The sequence below is a fragment of the Psychroserpens burtonensis DSM 12212 genome, from assembly GCF_000425305.1.
GTDB lineage: Bacteria > Bacteroidota > Bacteroidia > Flavobacteriales > Flavobacteriaceae > Psychroserpens > Psychroserpens burtonensis.
This window is the reverse complement of record NZ_KE384346.1, coordinates 148,669-167,527: the sequence shown is the minus strand read 5'-3', so window position 1 is coordinate 167,527 and position 18,859 is coordinate 148,669. Positions and strand designations below refer to the sequence as shown.

General features: G+C 36.9%; 6 protein-coding genes. All 6 read left to right on the top strand.

What is annotated here, in order from left to right:
• Positions 1–24 precede the first annotated feature (24 nt).
• Positions 25–1,836 (top strand): acyl-CoA dehydrogenase family protein, encoded by a 1,812-nt coding sequence (locus tag H593_RS0116130; RefSeq protein ID WP_028873359.1) that lies wholly within the window; start codon positions 25–27, stop codon positions 1,834–1,836.
• A 92-nt stretch (positions 1,837–1,928) separates the two neighbouring features.
• The gene (locus tag H593_RS20260) at positions 1,929–3,209 is read left to right on the top strand and encodes a nuclear transport factor 2 family protein (protein WP_051229792.1); all 1,281 of its coding nucleotides are present in this window, start codon (positions 1,929–1,931) and stop codon (positions 3,207–3,209) included.
• 575 nt (positions 3,210–3,784) lie between these two features.
• The gene (locus tag H593_RS20625) at positions 3,785–8,563 is read left to right on the top strand and encodes an ATP-binding protein (RefSeq protein WP_084142356.1); all 4,779 of its coding nucleotides are present in this window, start codon (positions 3,785–3,787) and stop codon (positions 8,561–8,563) included.
• Positions 8,564–8,687: 124 nt separating this feature from the next.
• A complete protein-coding gene (locus H593_RS21360; protein ID WP_051229791.1) occupies positions 8,688–13,076 on the top strand; it encodes a sensor histidine kinase in 4,389 nt (1,462 codons plus the stop codon).
• 1 nt (position 13,077) lies between these two features.
• Positions 13,078–15,078, top strand: coding sequence for a tetratricopeptide repeat-containing sensor histidine kinase (locus tag H593_RS21355; protein WP_245585072.1), 2,001 nt, complete (start codon positions 13,078–13,080; stop codon positions 15,076–15,078).
• A gap of 100 nt (positions 15,079–15,178) precedes the next feature.
• Positions 15,179–18,856, top strand: coding sequence for a sensor histidine kinase (locus H593_RS20890; protein ID WP_157588917.1), 3,678 nt, complete (start codon positions 15,179–15,181; stop codon positions 18,854–18,856).
• The last annotated feature ends 3 nt before the right edge of the window (positions 18,857–18,859 follow it).

The window sequence follows — 18,859 nt, the reverse complement described above, 5'->3', positions numbered from 1 at the left end:
AAAACCTTAAAATCTATTAAAAAAATGGAAGCAACTCAAGAAAAAGAATTATTAAGAGGTGGTCAATTCCTTGTTAAGGAAACAGATTGCCAAGACGTATTTACTCCTGAAGATTTTTCAGAAGAACAAAAGATGATGAAAGAATCTGTAATGGAATTTAATGATCGTGAAATTATTCCTCATAAAGCACGTTTTGAAGCTAAAGATTATGCTTTAACCGAAGAGGTTATGCGTAAAGCTGGTGATATGGGCTTTTTAAGTGTTTCTGTTCCTGAAGCTTATGGCGGAATGGGAATGGGATTCGTATCTACGGTATTAACATGTGATTATATTTCATCAGGAACGGGTTCATTTAGTACCGCTTTCGGTGCACATACAGGTATTGGTACGTTACCAATCACTTTATACGGCACAGACGAACAAAAACAAAAATATATACCAAAATTAGCGACGGGAGAGTGGTTTGGAGCCTATTGCTTAACTGAACCTGGAGCAGGATCTGATGCTAATTCTGGTAAAACCACTGCCGAATTATCTACAGATGGAAAATCTTACAAAATCAACGGACAAAAAATGTGGATATCAAATGCAGGTTTCTGTAGTTTGATGATCGTTTTTGCGCGTATTGAAAAGGATAAAAACATTACTGGTTTCATCGTAGAATATAATAAAGAGCAACCTAATGGAATTACCTTAGGAGAAGAAGAACACAAATTAGGAATCCGAGCGAGTTCTACGCGTCAGGTTTTCTTTAACGATTGTGTTGTACCTGCTGAAAACATGTTAGCTGGTCGTGGCGAAGGTTTCAAAATTGCGATGAACGCACTTAACGTTGGTCGTATTAAATTGGCTGCTGCTTGTTTAGATTCGCAACGTCGTATTTTGACATATGCCGTTAAATATGCTAATGAGCGCAAACAGTTTAATACACCTATTGCCGATTTTGGAGCTATTAAAGTAAAACTAGCTGAAATGGCAGCAAGTGCTTATGCTGGTGAATCTGCAACCTATAGAGCTTCTAAAAATATTGAAGATAGAATTGCTTTGCGAGAAGCCCAAGGAAATACGCATCAAGAAGCAGAACTTAAAGGTGTAGAAGAATATGCCATTGAATGTTCTATCCTAAAAGTAGCTGTATCTGAAGACGTACAAAATTGTGCAGATGAAGGTATACAGATATTTGGAGGTATGGGATTTTCTGAAGAAACACCTATGGAATCTGCATGGAGAGATGCTCGTATTGCTCGTATCTATGAAGGTACTAATGAAATTAACAGAATGTTATCTGTTGGTATGTTAGTAAAGAAAGCGATGAAAGGTCACGTTGATTTATTGGGTCCTGCTTCAAAAGTACAGGAAGAATTAATGGGTATTCCTTCGTTTGAAACTCCAGATTACTCTGAGTTATTTTCCGAAGAAAAAGAAATGATTAAGAAGTTAAAAAAGACCTTCTTGATGGTTGCAGGTGGAGCTGTTCAAAAATATGGTCCTCAATTAGAAGATCACCAACAATTACTAATTGCAGCTGCAGATATCTTAATTGAAATATATATGGCAGAATCTGCAATTTTAAGAACAGAAAAAAATGTGAAGCGATTTGGTGAAGATGCACAATCTGCCCAAATAGCTATGGCCAAATTGTATTTATATCATGCTGTAGATATCGTTGAAGAAAAAGGGAAAGAAAGTATTATTTCTTTTGCTGAAGGTGATGAACAACGTATGATGTTGATGGGATTAAAGCGTTTCACTAAATATCAAAACTATCCAGATATTGTTGATTTACGTATAGAAATCGCAGAAAAAGTTAAAGCAGAAAACAAATATTGTTTTTAATCTAACTTTAGTTGAATATCAGAAAGCCAATTCATTAAGTTGAATTGGCTTTTTTTATTTAGTATATTTAAACAATTAATTAACGCTCTCAAATGAAACAGTATTTCTCACTTCTATTTATTCTCTCTTACAGTTTAAGTTTTGCCCAACCCAATACCGAAGTTTTCTTATATGATATAGAAACCAGCACTTCTAAAATTGAGCTTAAAAATGGTAAAAACCTATCAAATAATGAAGGTTATGACAATCAGCCGTCTTTTTTAGATGATCGTTATATTGTATTTGCCTCCACTAGAAATAATCAAACAGATATCGCTAAATACGATATACGATACGATTCGAAATCTTGGCTTAATTTTTCGGAAGGAGGTGAATATACCCCTTTAAAAATTCCGAAGAAAAACGAAATTTCAGCAGTACGATTAGATACAGATGGGAAACAACGTTTATACACTTACAATATGAGTAATGGCAGCTCTACTGAGCTTATACAAGATTTAGTTGTTGCGTATTACACTTGGTTTGATGAAACCACAGTTATATCTGCAGTAATTGAAGATGATAATTTAAACTTATATGTGAACAATTTACAAGACAATACAAGTCGAAAATACGTAACAAATGTAGGACGCTCATTTCATAGGATTCCAAATTCTAATCTCATAAGTTTTATTGCTAAAGAGGATGAAAAAAAATGGCAAATAAAGTCTCTAAACCCAAAAACAGGAGCCACTACAATTATTGCAAATACGATGACAGATGTTGAAGATATTTGCTGGTTGAATGATAAAACAATGCTCTGCGGAAAAGATAGCGTATTATATAAATTAACGTTAAAGAAAGATAACGATTGGAAACAAGTCGCCGATTTGTCTTCCGAAGGAATTACAAAAATCACGCGTCTAGCTACTAATACAGAGTCTAATAAATTATTAGTTACTGCTGATCTTTCTATACTATCAGATCCAACTGAAACCCAACAAGGTTCTATCGTAAATCAAACTACAGAATCTGAGGAATCTACTACCGAGAGTACAATAGAAGCTTCGCAGGTCGAGGCTATAATTCAAAGAAATCTTGATGCATACAACGCTAGAAATATAGATGCGTTTATGAAAGACTATACAGATGACGTTAAATTATACGAATATCCTAGCACTTTGCAAACCGAAGGCAAAGATGCCATGAGAAAAAATTACAAAGACTGGTTTGATCGCACCACAGATTTAAGGGCTTTCGTAAAAAAACGAATTGTTATTGGAAATAAAGTTATTGATGAAGAGCAAGTTACTGCTAACGGTAAGATTTTTAATGCTGTTGCTATCTATGAAATAGAGAACGGTAAAATAACTAAAGTGACATTTATTCAATAATGTAACAATTCAATATGTTTATAAAAGCATCAATACATACACCTCATCTACTTGCTGTCCCTACGCTTTAAAACCAACCGCTATGCGACTATATTGAAATATATACTAATTATGATTTAAAAGACCTCGAAAATCATCTGAATTACAGGATGTTCAGATGAGATAGAGAAGGAAAGCAGACGCATTAGAAGAACGCATCGCTGAACTCCAAACTTAACTTTATACAAACAAAACACGACTCTTAAATACACTTTATATGCTCTAAGAACACTCAGGATAAGATATTAATGATGATTGTGAAATAGGCTAATGCCATTTTAATAAATATGACAAACACATCCACCTAAGACCAGGTAAACGTTTCAAACCCGGAATAAAAAATTGACCAATATCACATTAAAATGTGATAGACCAACATCATGGATTGTATTAACTTTAAGCCAATTAAAATCTATGTCTTAAATGGTGTTTTTACAAAGCTCATATACTATCTAAATTTTAATTTTACTTGTAACAACCTATTGCCAAATAGTTTAAAATAGATTTATTAGGGCATTAGTTAAAACGTTTAAACGATGCAACTGACCACAATATTAAAAAAAGAAATTCTAAACAACTATGATACATGGTTGGATAGCTATTTAAATGGGGATGTTACCACTTATGATTCTTATTTTGATGACGCCTATCATTTTATAGGTTCTACAAACAATGAGGAATTTCTAAACCGAAAAGATACGACCAAATTTTTTAAAGCTACGGCTGAACAGTTTTCAGGTAAGACAGATCTTAGAAACGAGACCACTACCCTAGAGTTATTCGGTGAACTCGTTTTTATAACCCATGTATTTGATGCCTGGTTTTTAAATGGTAACGATTGGACGTATTATGCACGATTTCGGTTTTCATCCGTATTAAAGAAAAAAAAAGACGGCTGGAAATTTATATACCAACATTTTTCGATAGCAGATTCTAAAACAGACGAAGGAGAAACTATAGGTTTCGATAAAGTAAATCTAGAAAACCAAGAATTAAGAGAAGCTATAAAACGTAGAACTTTTGAGCTGGAGAAAAAAAATAGAGAACTAGAAGTCGAAGGCGCTTTAGAACGGATTAGAGCACAAGCTGTTGCTATGCAAAAATCTTCAGACTTGCTAGACATTGTGGTCACCATGCGAAACGAGTTTATCAAACTAGGACACGAAGCACACTATTTCTGGCACATGATGTGGCTACCTGAAACCTATGAAAAAGCCATGACTTCTGGTGATGGTAGTAAAATTGGTTTTGTAATGGAGTTACCAAGACATCTGCATGGTGATATTCCGCAATTGGCAAAATGGGAAAAAAGCAAGACTCCTACAGTTGTCCATGCCATGACGACTAAAAAAGCCATTGACTATGTTAATAAAATGGTCGCACTTGGTGATTTTCAAAATATAGACCCTCAAGCACCTACGGAAGACGACATCAAGCACATTGGTGGCCTTACCTTTATTATGGCAAGAACTTCTCATGGAGAAATAGGGTATAGCTTACCAGGAGTCGTAAAAAACCCACCAAAAGAAGACTTAGAACTACTAGAACGTTTTGCAGATGCCTTTGATTTGGCACATCGTCGATTTTTAGATTTACAAAAAGCTGAAAAACAGGCAAGGGAAGTTGAAATAGAACTCGCTTTAGAAAAAGTACGAAGTCGTACTATGGGTATGCAACGCAGTGAGGAACTAAAAGAGGTTATTCTTGAAGTAAACAAGAAATTACAGGATTTAGGCATTTCCATGGTGCAAAGAGCAACTGCAATATTCACATTTGAAGATGGAAATAAAGATTACAAACAATGGGTTGCATCACCAGAATACAATTCAATAATAAGTTTTCTCACCCCTTATATTGACCACCCTATTCAGAATGATATTTGGAATGCACGCCAAAACGGAATAGAGTTCTATGCCAAAAATTACTCCGCAGAAGAAAAGAATTCACTCTTCAACTATTTATTTAATCTGCCAGCCTTAAAAGACATGCCAGAGGAGGAAAAAATAAGAGCGCTACAATTTAAATATTACGATATTTCAATAGCTTTTAAAAAGAATGCGGCAATCTTAGTGGTCAGTCATTCTGGGGTTCCCTTAAGCGAAGCTGAAAATACAATTGTAAAAAGACTGGCAAAAGTTTTTGAACAAACCTATACGCGCTTTTTAGACCTGCAAAAAGCAGAAAAACAAGCAAGAGAATCAGAAATTGAATTGGCATTAGAACGTGTTCGTGCACGAACTATGGCAATGCAACATAGTGATGAATTGCAAGAAGCATCATTCCTATTAGACCAACAAGTAAGAAGCTTAGGTATAAAAACTTGGGGTTGTGCTTTTAATATTTATGGAGATAAAGAATCTACAGAATGGTTTGGAAATGAAGCAGGTGTTCTTCCCACATATACGGTTCCTAGAGCAGGCATATTTAAAGAGTATTACCAGAAAGGTCAGAAAGGTCAATCACTTATTATAAAAGAGTTTTCTGGTAAAGCGTGTGTAGATCATTACGAATATATGAGCTCACTTCCTGTTATTGGCGATGTATTAAAGAATTTAAAGAAAACAAATAAGGGGTACCCAACCTATCAATTAGACCATGTCGTTTATTTTAAATACGGGTACTTATTATTTATTACACAAGAGCATGTTCCCAAAGCACACGATATTTTTAAACGCTTTGCTAAGGTTTTTGAGCAGACCTACACGCGTTTCCTCGATCTTCAAAAAGCGGAAGCACAAGCTAGAGAATCAGAAATTGAACTCGCCTTAGAACGTGTTAGAGCCAGCACCATGGCCATGCAGCATAGTGATGAATTAAGCGATGCTGCTACAGATGTATTTAAGCAAATTCAACTTTTAGGAATACATTCTTGGAGTATTGGGTTCAACATTTTTAGTAACAACCACAAAACCATTACCCAATGGGTAAGTAGTGGAGACGGTCGTCCTATTCGTCCTTTTGAGACCCCTGCTACAGAAGATGTGTTTAGCCAATTTACAGACGCGGCTAAAAGAGGAGACTCAGTTTATGTAGTGGAAAGCGGTGGTGAAGAATTGGCCGCTACTTATAAATACATAAGTTCCTTACCTGGTGTGGATGAACTAATGCAAGAATTAAAAGAAACAGGCATAGAACTTCCTACATTCCAAGTTTTTAATCTTGCCTTTTTTAAACAAGGGTACCTTATGTTCATCACTGATGAACAGGTACCTCAGGCGCAAAGTATCTTCAAAAGATTTGCTAAAGTTTTTGAACAAACCTACACACGCTTCCTCGACCTTCAAAAGGCTGAAGCCCAAGCCAGAGAAGCACAGATTGAAGCGGCTTTAGAAAAAGTGCGTTCCAGAAGTATGGCTATGCGTACTAGTGAAGAATTACTAGATGTCATTACTGTGGTATCTGAACAATTACAACACTTAGAATTTAAATTCATACATGTAAGTTTCGCAAATAATGATCTTGGGCTAGACTATAAGTTTTGGACAGCTTCTAAGGGAAGGCCAAAGCCAATGCGATTTAATGTCCCTTATTTGAATCTTACCGTATTCAATAATTTAAGAAATGCTCAAGAAAAATCGTTACCCTTTTGTACAGATATTCTAAGTAAAAAAGAACACAACCAATGGCATAAACATTTACTCAAACATGCTGAATCTAATGTGTTTTCAAAAAAAGACAACGAATTTATAATGAGTAGAGGAATGGCGCGATCTATTGCCATCAATCCCAATATCCTATTAATTCTTGCAAATTTTGCATCAATTCCTTATTCTCAAGAAGAAAACAAAATTATTGAACGATTTGGGCAGGTTTTCGACCAAGCATATACCCGTTTTCTCGACCTCGAAAAAGCAGAAGCACAAGCCAGAGAAGCTCAAATTGAAATGGCTTTAGAAAAAGTACGTTCTAGAACCATGGCGATGCAACATAGTGATGAGTTACACCAAGCCGCTAAAGTCCTGTTTTCTGAGATACAAGCCTTAGGAATTCCTTCATGGAGTTGTGGTTATAATCTTTTAAGTGATGATAATACTACAGCGCAAAGTTGGATGAGCACTATGGGTAATATGCAAGAAGTTTTTACACTTGAGTTTAAAAAAGAATCTTCCTTTAAAGAAATGTATGCGTTTTTTGAAAGTGACGATTCCTTTCTAGTTCAAGAGTTGGGAGACAAAACTTTAGAAAGCCACTATGCTTATATGCGAACGATCCCGAGTTTAGGTCCAGCTTTTGAAGAAATTAAACGGACAGGAATTCCACTGCCTCGCTATCAAATCAACCATTTGTGCAAGTTTAATAAAGGCTATCTTCTTTTTATTACGTATGAGAAAATCCCCGAAGCTTATGATGTTTTTAAACGCTTTACCACTGTTTTTGAACAAACTTACACCCGTTTTAATGATTTAAAATTGGCAGAAGCCAACACCGAAAAAGCAAAACACGATTTACTGAAATTACAAGCTGCTAAAAAAAGTGCTGAAGATGCTCTATCAGAATTACAGACGACTCAAAACCAATTAATCCAATCTGAAAAAATGGCCAGTTTAGGAGAGTTAACAGCTGGAATAGCTCATGAAATTCAGAATCCATTGAACTTTGTCAATAACTTCTCTGAAGTCAGTAAAGAGTTATTAGACGAAATGCTGGAAGAAATAGAGAACGGCGATATGGAAGAAGTGAAGGCTATTATGACTGATGTGATTCAAAATTTGGAAAAAATAAATCATCATGGTAAACGTGCTGATGGCATTGTAAAAGGAATGCTGCAACATAGTCGTACGAGTTCTGCCGAAAAAGAACTAAGCGATATCAATACATTAGCAGACGAATATCTGAGATTAGCGTATCATGGCCTTCGTGCAAAAGACAAATCATTTAATGCGAACTTAGAAACAGATTATGATGAAAACATTGGTCTTATAAATATCATTCCCCAGGATCTTGGACGCGTTATTTTAAATTTGATAACCAACGCCTTCTACGCTGTAAACGAAAAGAAAATGGCGACTGGAAAAGACCTTTCAAATTTTGAAAACCTGAAAAGTCTAGTCAATTATGAACCAACTGTTTGGGTCTTTACAAAGCAACTAAAAGACAACGTAATAATATCAGTTCGAGATAATGGTAATGGCATTCCGAAGCCTATTTTAGAAAAAATATTTCAACCCTTTTTTACCACAAAACCCACAGGACAAGGTACGGGTCTTGGCTTAAGCATGAGCTACGATATTATTACTAAAGGTCATGGTGGGGAACTGAAAGTAGAAACTAAAGAAGGAGAGGGAACCACTTTTATAATATGCATCCCCATTTAAAACTAAAGCCAGGAAACGCGCATGTTCAAAATTATAATACTTATGGGAATGATTATTAGCGTACAGCATGCCTTTAGTGAGCGAAGTCGAGGCATGACCGTTAAATCACAATAAAAATAAACGCATGAAAACAGAGACAGACATCGTAAAACTGCAACAAGAGCTGAAGTCACTAAAGCGTTCTCAAGAGGTAGAAATTGCTTTAGAGCATGTCCGTGCTGCCTCTATGGCTATGCATAAAAGTTCAGATTTACATACCGTGGTCACAGAAGTTTTTGTTAACCTAGAACAGCTTGGCGTTGAAGCCAATTCTGCATTACTTTTAGAGCGGATTGATGATAAAAAATATATGCATTTTTGGGTTGCTGCCAACGGACAGGTTTATCCTAGAATAGTGAATTTACCATCGGTTGATAACACTTTTTTTACGAGGTTCTATAAAGCAAGAACTCAGCTTGAAGATTTTTTCACTCACATCCAATCAAAATCTGAGAAAGATGAAATGTTTCGGCATTACTTCAAAAACTCTAGCCATACCGATGTCCCCCTAAAGCGGCAAGAATTTATTCTATCCACGGCTGGTGCATCACGATCAGTGGTATTGTTTGAGCATACTGCACTCATTGTAATGCGTTATAACAGCCTTGCCTATACCTCAGAAGAAAATGAGATCATAAAACGCATGGGGTCTGTTTTTCAGCAATCTTATAAGAGGTATCTCGACCTTCAAAAAGCAGAAGCACAAACCAGAGAAGCACAGATTGAAGGGGCTTTGGAGCGTTTGCGAAGCCGATCTATGGCCATGCATAAAAGTGAGGAATTGGTCGAAGTGGTTAAGGTTTTAGACATAGAAGTTGTTGCATTAGGCATAGATACGCATGGAAGTCAGATCGTCACAGATTTAACTGGCTGGAAGTTAGATGGTGGGTGTTACTCTTGGTTTGCCAATAAGGAACTAGGATATATGGAGAAATTTTACATTCCATTTATAGACTGCCCAATTACTTCAAAGGTCATTGATGCTTTTGAAAAGGGCATTGAATTTTATACAGAACAGATTTCAAAGGCAGATAAAGACCGCTTTTTTAAACGCTTATATACCTATTCAGATTTAAAAAGGATACCCGTAGAACGGCAAGACTTTATGTTTAGCACTCCTGGATTGTCGAGAGCTTTAGCCTTAAGCAGTAATTCTGTTTTGATATTTCAAAGACTAAATAATTCAAAGTTTACAGAAGAAGAAGCAGCGATATTCAAACGCTTCGGTACTGTTTTTAATCAAACTTACACCCGCTTCCTGGATCTTCAAAAATCTGAAGCACAGGCTAGAGAAGCTCAGATTGAAACAAGCTTAGAACGTGTGCGTGCGCGCAGTATGGGTATGCACGAAAGTGAACAGCTTATTGAGGTTATTAGTTTACTCAATCATGAGCTGAAAAACCTTGGTGTCAATCATTCTAGCGCAGTTCTCATCACAGATTTTGATATTGAGAACCCTCAAGATGGAATGACCTTATGGTCTGCTGCATCAGGTGGCCCCTATTCAAAGATTCATATGCCTTCATTTAAACATATTGCAAACGACAACTATTTTAAAGCGAGAAGAGAAAATAAATCCTATTATTCAGATTATTATTCAAAAAAAGAAAAGGACAGCTATTTCCGATTTATCTTTAAGCATATCGATGATTCCAAAATCGCAAAAGAACGAAAAAAGCTAATATTTGATGCAAAAGGTTGGTCTCGTGCTTGTGTTCCTATGGAAAACTCTGGACTGTCTATTAATCGCTATAGTGATGCGCTTTTTTCTAACGAAGACCTCAAATTAATTCGACGTTTTGGCAATGTCTTTGAGCAGGCTTACACTCGCTTTCTCGACCTTCAAAAAGCAGAAGCACAAACAAGAGAAGCACAGATTGAAGGGGCTTTAGAGAAAGTCCGGTCACGTTCCTTAGCAATGCACAAACCAGATGAATTGCAGGAAGTGATTGCTGTCGTTGCTGAAAAATTGCAAGAATTAGGCGTTATACTCGATGCAGGTGGAGCCATTATTTGCACCTATTTTCCAGACAACAAAGATGTGATCCATTGGATTTCTGCACCAGACTTTTCTCATTCTGGCAGTTATTTTATTCCTTATTTTGATGATAAGACTTTCAATGAGGCTTGGGATTCTAAGAACAGTGGTGAACTTTATTTCAGTCAAGCTTATCCTCAAGAAGACAAAAATAAATTCTTTGAATACGCTTTTGAACATAGCGACTATAGGAACTTTCCAGATGAATTCAAGCAACTCATTCTTCAATCGACAGACTACACACTCTCATTTGCTTGGCAAAAAAATTCAGCCATTCTTATCCCTTCGCATTCTGGAATTGTACCCTCAGAGCGTGATGCTGAAATCATAAAACGTTTTGCAAAAGTCTTTGAACAAGCTTACATCCGTTTTATGGATTTACAAAAAGCAGAGGCGCAAGCTAGAAAAGCGCAAGTAGAGTCTGCTCTTGAGCGTGTAAGATCTCAAGCAATGGCGATGCACAGCTCAGATGATTTGTCTGATGCCATTAAGACATTTTACAATGAATTTGTAAACTTAAGTGCTGTCCCAGTATTACGATTAGGGGTGTCATTACTTAAAAAAGATTCTCACATCTGTGAGGTAACCACCATTAGCAGAACAGTTAATATGGAATTGCAAGAGGCACGAGGTACATTGGACTTTTCTAAGAACCCTTTTTTGAAACAAGGGTATAAGCATTGGCTATCTCAAAACGATTATCTTCTCACTTTAAAAGGCGCAAAATTAAAGGCCTACTTCCAACATGTTAATACACAATTATCGGTCCCCGAATTTTCAAAAAATGCGGTTCAGTATATTTATTTTCAGATGTTTACCGAAGGATCATTTTACGTAGCTACCGAAACTAAATTAGAAGAAACGGAGTTGAATGTCTATAAAAAATTCACGTCAGTACTTAGTCTTACTTATAAACGCTACAAAGATTTAATTGATGCAGAAGCTCGTGAAAAAGAAGCTCTAAAACAATCGTCATTAGATCGCGTAAGAGCAGAAATAGCGTCGATGCGAAACACTAAAGATTTAGAACGTATTACACCTTTAGTTTGGAAAGAATTAAAAACATTGGGTGTGCCATTTTTTAGGTGTGGCATTTTCATCATTCGGGAAGACGAACAAATGGTTCATGCTTATTTGTCATCTCCTTCTGGAGATTCACTAGCAGCTTTACACATCGGTTTCGATGACACTGAAGTAGCTATAATACAACCAGCTCTGACTAACTGGAGGCTTCAAAAAGATTATAAAGAAACATGGAATCAGAGTGAATTTATTAAAAACTCGAAAACATTCATGAAATATGGTGAGATTGAAAGTGTTCAAAAATATCAAGCTGGAGAAACACCTCCTGAAAAACTGGTATTACAGCTCGTACCATTTAAACAAGGCATGTTATATGTAGGCAATTCTGAACCACTCATTGAGGAACATATTGATCTCATAAAGACTCTTGCACAAGCTTTTTCCATAGCGTATTCTAGATATGAAGATTTCATCCAATTAGAGCTTGCTAAAGTGAGTGTAGAAAATGCCTTGTCAGAATTACAGACCACCCAAACCCAATTGATTCAATCTGAAAAAATGGCAAGTCTTGGTGAACTGACTGCTGGCATAGCACACGAGATTCAAAATCCATTAAACTTTGTTAATAATTTTTCAGAAGTCAGTAAAGAACTCTTAGACGAAATGCTAGAGGCAATCGAAAATGGAGATATGGAGGAAGTGCACGCTATTATGGCTGATGTCATTCAGAATTTAGAAAAAATAAACCACCATGGCAAACGTGCGGATGCTATTGTAAAAGGGATGTTGCAACACAGTCGCGCTAGTGGAGATAAAAAAGAAGCGACCGACATTAACAAATTGGCCGATGAATATTTGCGTTTGGCTTATCATGGCTTAAGAGCCAAAGACAAAGCATTTAATGCAAATATAAAAACTGACTTTGATGAGTCTGTTGGCAAGATAGATGTGATTCCGCAAGACATAGGACGCGTTATTTTAAATTTGATTACGAATGCTTTCTACGCCGTAAACGAAAAGAAAATGGCGATTGGAAAAAACGGTTTAGATCATGGAGACCTGAAAGGATTAACAACCTATGAACCTACCGTTATAGTTTCCACAAAGTTGTTGGACCCCCCTTTAGAAGCCGGGGGCGAGCGCAAAGGCAATGCTGTGCAGATTTCAATAAAAGACAATGGCAATGGTGTGCCAGATAAAATTAAGGAAAAAATATTCCAACCCTTTTTTACCACCAAACCCACAGGGCAAGGCACAGGTTTGGGATTGAGCATGAGCTATGACATCGTTACTAAAGGTCATGGTGGAGAATTGACTGTGGAAACTATAGAAAATGAGGGCCTTTCAGATAGCAATAGCGGCAGACAGGCAGGAACAACGTTTAGCATCATCTTACCAATTAACACTATTTAGTATGAAAAAAATTAGTTTTATTTTACTTTTTTGCCTTACTACTTTTTACAGTAGGGCTCAAATAAAGAATTCAGACAGTTTAAAACTGGTTATGGAAAGCTATAAAAAAAAGGATACAATTCAAGTTCAGAATATCTTTAAATACGCTTACGGTTTTATTGATAAAGAACCTGCAAAAGCCAATCAGTATTTTTCAAAAGCGATGCAACTGGCAAAAGAGATTAATTATAAAGAAGGTATTATAGATATACTTTTAGGGCAAGCCGCAATTGAAGGTCGTTTAGAAAAATATGATGCTGAAGTTGCAAATATACTGCAAGCGTTGGAAGTTGCAGAAATTAACCGTCTTACCAAAACCTATTATTATTTACATTACCAACTTTCTGAAGGATACAGAATGATGGGTGATAACGAACGTACGCGTTATCATGCAGAAAAGGCATTATCTATAGCCGAATCTGAAAGAAATGATGAAAAAATAGCGAAGACTGGCTTATTGTTAGGAAGTTCTTATATGATAAATGGACAATGGGATAAAGCCGAGCCTTTATTCGACAGCGCCAAAAAAATTGCCATCAAATTAAATGATAAAGATTTAGAAACAAGGGTGAACTCAAGAATGGCTTATCAATTTATTACAAAAAAAGATTACGTTGCTGCTATCGTGATTTATAGGGAAGATCTATTGTATTATAAAAAAATAGATTTTAAGCCTATGATTGCTTACGATTATGTTCTAATGTCGAACGCTTTTACTCAACTCAATAAAAAAGACAGTGCATATCACTATGCTAATAAAGCATTAAAAACGGCGGAAGATAACAATCTTATCAAAGAATTAAGAGACGCATACAGGGCCTTGTTTAAAAGTCGAAAAAAATTCGGCCAATATAAAGAAGCTTTGCAATATAGGATGATTTATGATTCACTCAATCAAAATGCACGTACTGCAGCCTCAGGGAAAATTGCCGAGAAGGCACGAATGGAAATAGAACAATCTCAAAAAGACTTAGCAACTAAAACTGAATTATTACAACGAGAAAAGAAGATTGCCGAAGAAAGAAATCTGATGTACAGCATCATCGTAGTAATTTCACTGATATTGATTTTCTTGTTTTGGAACAACAGGCAAAAACAAAAGGCTAAACGAAAAATTGAAGAAGCGTTTGCAAAGCTTAAAGAAACTCAAGCACAATTAATCCAATCCGAAAAAATGGCATCTTTAGGAGAATTAACTGCCGGAATTGCGCATGAGATCCAAAACCCCTTAAACTTTGTCAATAATTTCTCTGAGGTAAACAAAGAATTACTTACCGAAATGAAAGAGGAATTAGAAAAAGGAAATTTAGAAGATGTAAAAGCAATTGCCGATGATGTGATCAGTAATGAAGAAAAAATCAACCACCACGGCAAACGTGCTGATGCTATTGTAAAAGGGATGTTGCAACACAGTCGCGCCAGTTCCGCAGAAAAGGAACCTACCGATATCAATAAACTGGCAGACGAGTATTTGCGTTTGGCGTATCATGGCCTGCGTGCCAAGGACAAAGCTTTTAATGCGGAACTGGTAACCGATTTTGATGAATCTATTAGCAAGATTGATGTGATTCCGCAAGACATAGGACGCGTTATTTTAAATTTAATTACGAATGCTTTTTATGCAACGAACGAGCGTAAAAAAACTTCAGAAGACTCAGCCTTTAAACCAACAGTTTCTATAGCTACAAAAATGATGGACAACCATTTAGGGACCGGGGGCGAGCGCAAAGGCAATGCTGTACAAATTTCAGTAAAAGATAACGGCAACGGAATCCCTAAAGACATTGTAGACAAGATATTTCAACCCTTTTTCACCACCAAACCCACAGGCTCTGGTACTGGGCTAGGGTTGAGTTTGAGCTATGATATTATTAAAACACATGGCGGCGAGATAGCAGTTGAAAGTACTGCAAGTAAAGGAACTACTTTCACTATAATATTACCAATCAATCAAGAAATATGAAACATCCATAACTATATCATGATACCAAGGGAATGATTAAATGGATGTACCACCTGCCGGTAGGGAGGTGTGACCGATAAAAAACACTAGATATAAACATATGAAACAGCTTATTATAATATACTTAGTATTGAGTTCTTTCCTGTGCCTGTCACAGGAGGATAAAATTTACTTTAAGGAATATGGGGTAAAAGAAGGTTTACCCGAAGAAGTGGCCTTCAACTTTATTGAGGATGACCAAGGTTTTATTTGGGTTGCTACACAGAATGGATTAGTCAAATTCAATGGCTATGATATGCAGCTATTTGGGCTAAACCATGAGCAAGGCAAAGCGAATAGCCTTCAAAACAGAAATTTAAATGGCGGGCTTTTGAAAGATAAGAAGGGTAAGCTATGGATCGGAAGTGTTGCTTTAAATTCAGGTCTTTCATCCTATGATCCGCAGACCAAACATTTTACTAACATTTTGTACCTTCCTGACGCAACGCGCTTACCATTTCCCGATGTTAGATTGCATTTAGTGGATCAGAAAAATGACATTTGGTTCTCCAGCTTTTCTAGGGATTTGGATACCGCTGTGCTTTGCCGGTATGATCAACGCACCCATATCATCAGTCAGTATCCACAAAAAACTAATAGTTGGGTTTTTAATGAACTCATCAGTAATGGGCGTATTGTATCAAATGCCGCAGACAATTCTATTTGGATACTAGATGAAACATCCTCGAGCATTAAAAAATATGATCCTGTAACGGACTCGTTTCAGACAAAATTTGAGCCTGAAGATACCATAGATGGTACGGTTTTACCTGCTGAATTCATAAGAATAGGGATGTCCGAAAAGTTTTTGGTAGTGACAACTCAATCGGCCGCTTACTTGATTGACATTATGAGTGAAAAAATAGCGAAGATTATTGAATTTAAAACAGACTTAGAAAATAGTGAGCCTTTGTGCTTTTTGGATAAAAAAAATCTACTGTGGTGTACTTCTGGCAAGTATTTGACCATTCACAATTTGAATACTGATGAGCAGACAGAATTAATTTATGGTGAAGGTGCTTTAGAACAGATAAGTAGCACAGGCTTAAAGTACCCACTACTACAAACCAATGCCGACATCTACTTCATGGATCTTAATACAGCTAATCAATTCGTTTGGAAGTATCATTATGAAACTGCTGAGTTTACCATTTACAACGATCGCTTTAATGCCAGGGAGAATCCTAAAGTGCTAAAATATTGGCCGTCTAGGATGAAGATAGATTTTTCAGGCACTAAATGGTTGGGCACACGACCCAACTTGTACAAAGAGGACCTCAAGAAAATAAAATCCGTCACACATTTTGGAAAAGAGCAACTTAAAATTGATTCGCTCAATACACCATTTGAGGATCGTAAAAAAAGGCTCTGGATCAGCTTCTCAGGCGGAGTGATGCTAAAGGATGCAAATGCTAAAGAATTTCAGATTTTCTTATTCCAAAAGAACCAATTTCCCTTCAAGAACCCACGGGAATTCATAGAAGACCATCAAGGAAATATTTGGGTAGGCTCAAGTAATGGATTTGCCAAATATGATGAATTTTCCAAATCTTTCACCCCTTTCCAGAAGGGTGCGGAAATGAATATGATAAGGTACGATCCGCTGAGAAAGCATATTTGGGTATTGAAAGAAAATGGCATTGAAGCTGTTGGACTTGATGGGAAGACGCTTTATGAATTGGATCGCAACATAACAAAAGGATTTAACGCCGATTCATTTTTTCAAGATTCAAATGGCAATGGCTGGTTTGGAGATAGTGATGATAACGATTTTGGAATCATTAAACTTCTACCTAACGATAGTATTGTTCAATACAATAGGATTCCAAACGATGAATCCTCATTGTCTAGCAACGAGATCTTAACTATTACTGAAGATCGCGTGGGTACTATCTGGATCGCTACAGATGGAGGCTTACATACATATAGAAACGACAAAATTGAGAGGATTCGTACTGGAGAATCATTTTCAGGCAATTGGGCTATTGGCCAGGATAACACCATGTGGCTCACCACCTATAGTGGAACGGGACTCGTAAATGTTAATCCCGAATTCAATACAACAACCAATTATGGTCAGGATAAAGGCCTACTTCACAACGATATAAGCACAAGAAATTATCGAAACGATAACCAATTAACTTCTGATGCTGAAGGGAGATTGTATCTCACCACCCAGAGGGGACTATCTGTATTTGATCCGAAGACCAAAGTATTTACAAATTTCAAAGAAGAAGATGGTGTTTTGTTGGGGTCAAGATCTAATAGAACCGTAGCCCTTTTTAATGGTGAGGTTTGGATTTTAGGGGACGAAGGTATTAATAGCATCGATCCCAAAGCACTTTTTGAAGAAAAGAACAGCATTCCACCCAAAGTTTGGATTACAGATATGACCATTATGGATAGCAGCTACGCTGCGCCTGATGGAGACATCTTTACCAAGGCTATAGACTTCACTGATGAGATAGAAATAGCCTACTGGCAAAAGAATTTGACATTTGAGTTTGTCGCCTTGCACTACTTAAGACCAGAGGACAACCAATATTCCTGGATGCTCGAAGGCTATGATGAGCAATGGACTCAGCCCTCACTCAACCGCACTGCTTCATATACCAATCTTTCTCCGGGTACTTATACGTTTAGAGTGAAAGGATCTAACGCTGACGGCATTTGGAATGAGGAAGGGGCTACAATGAAAATCACCATTCACCCACCCTACTGGCAAACAGCCTATGCCTATTGCATTTACTTTTTGGCCTTTTGTGGTCTGGGATTCTTGGCTTTTCGGGTTCAAAAAGAACGCATACTTAAGAAAGAACAAGACCGCTCCCGCGACCGGGAACTTGCTCAATCAAAGGAAGTTGAGAAAGCTTATACAACATTAAAATCGACTCAGTCCCAACTCATTCAATCCGAAAAAATGGCAAGTTTAGGCGAGTTAACCGCTGGTATTGCACACGAGATCCAAAACCCGTTAAATTTTGTCAATAACTTTTCTGAAGTAAGCAATGAGCTTATAGATGAAATGAACGAGGAATTAGATAAGGGCGAGATTGAAGAGGCGAAACACATTTCAAAAGACATTAAACAAAATCTAGAAAAAATAACCCACCACGGCAAACGAGCAGATGCCATTGTAAAAGGAATGCTCCAACACAGCCGAAGCAGCAGTGGAACAAAAGAACCCACAGACATCAATAAACTTGCAGATGAGTATCTTCGTCTAGCTTATCACGGTCTGCGTGCCAAGGACAAAAATTTTAATGCAGATATGAAAACTTATTTTGATGAATCTATTAGCAAGATAGATGTGATTCCCCAAGACATAGGACGCGTTATTTTAAATTTGATTACGAATGCTTTCTACGCCGTAAACGAAAAGAAAATGGCGATTGAAAAAAACGATTTAGATCATGGAAATCTGAAAGGGTTAACAACCTATGAACCTACCGTTATAGTTTCCACAAAGTTGTTGGACACCCCTGTAGGGGCTATGGGCGAGCGCAAAGGCCATGCTGTGAAGATTTCAATAAAAGACAATGGTAATGGCATGCCAGACGGCATTAAAGATAAAATATTTCAACCGTTCTTTACCACCAAACCCACAGGACAAGGCACAGGTTTGGGATTGAGCATGAGTTATGATATTATTACTAAAGGTCATGGAGGCCAGCTAAGCGTGGAGACCGAGGAAAACGCAGGAACAACATTCATCATACAAATACCTTACAATAACTAACGA

Bases quoted from the DNA above. Each gene is read 5' to 3' on its own strand.
- H593_RS0116130 (WP_028873359.1), top strand. From the start codon at position 25: ATGGAAGCAACTCAAGAAAAAGAATTATTAAGAGGTGGTCAATTCCTT.
- H593_RS20260 (WP_051229792.1), top strand. From the start codon at position 1,929: ATGAAACAGTATTTCTCACTTCTATTTATTCTCTCTTACAGTTTAAGT.
- H593_RS20625 (WP_084142356.1), top strand. From the start codon at position 3,785: ATGCAACTGACCACAATATTAAAAAAAGAAATTCTAAACAACTATGAT.
- H593_RS21360 (WP_051229791.1), top strand. From the start codon at position 8,688: ATGAAAACAGAGACAGACATCGTAAAACTGCAACAAGAGCTGAAGTCA.
- H593_RS21355 (WP_245585072.1), top strand. From the start codon at position 13,078: ATGAAAAAAATTAGTTTTATTTTACTTTTTTGCCTTACTACTTTTTAC.
- H593_RS20890 (WP_157588917.1), top strand. From the start codon at position 15,179: ATGAAACAGCTTATTATAATATACTTAGTATTGAGTTCTTTCCTGTGC.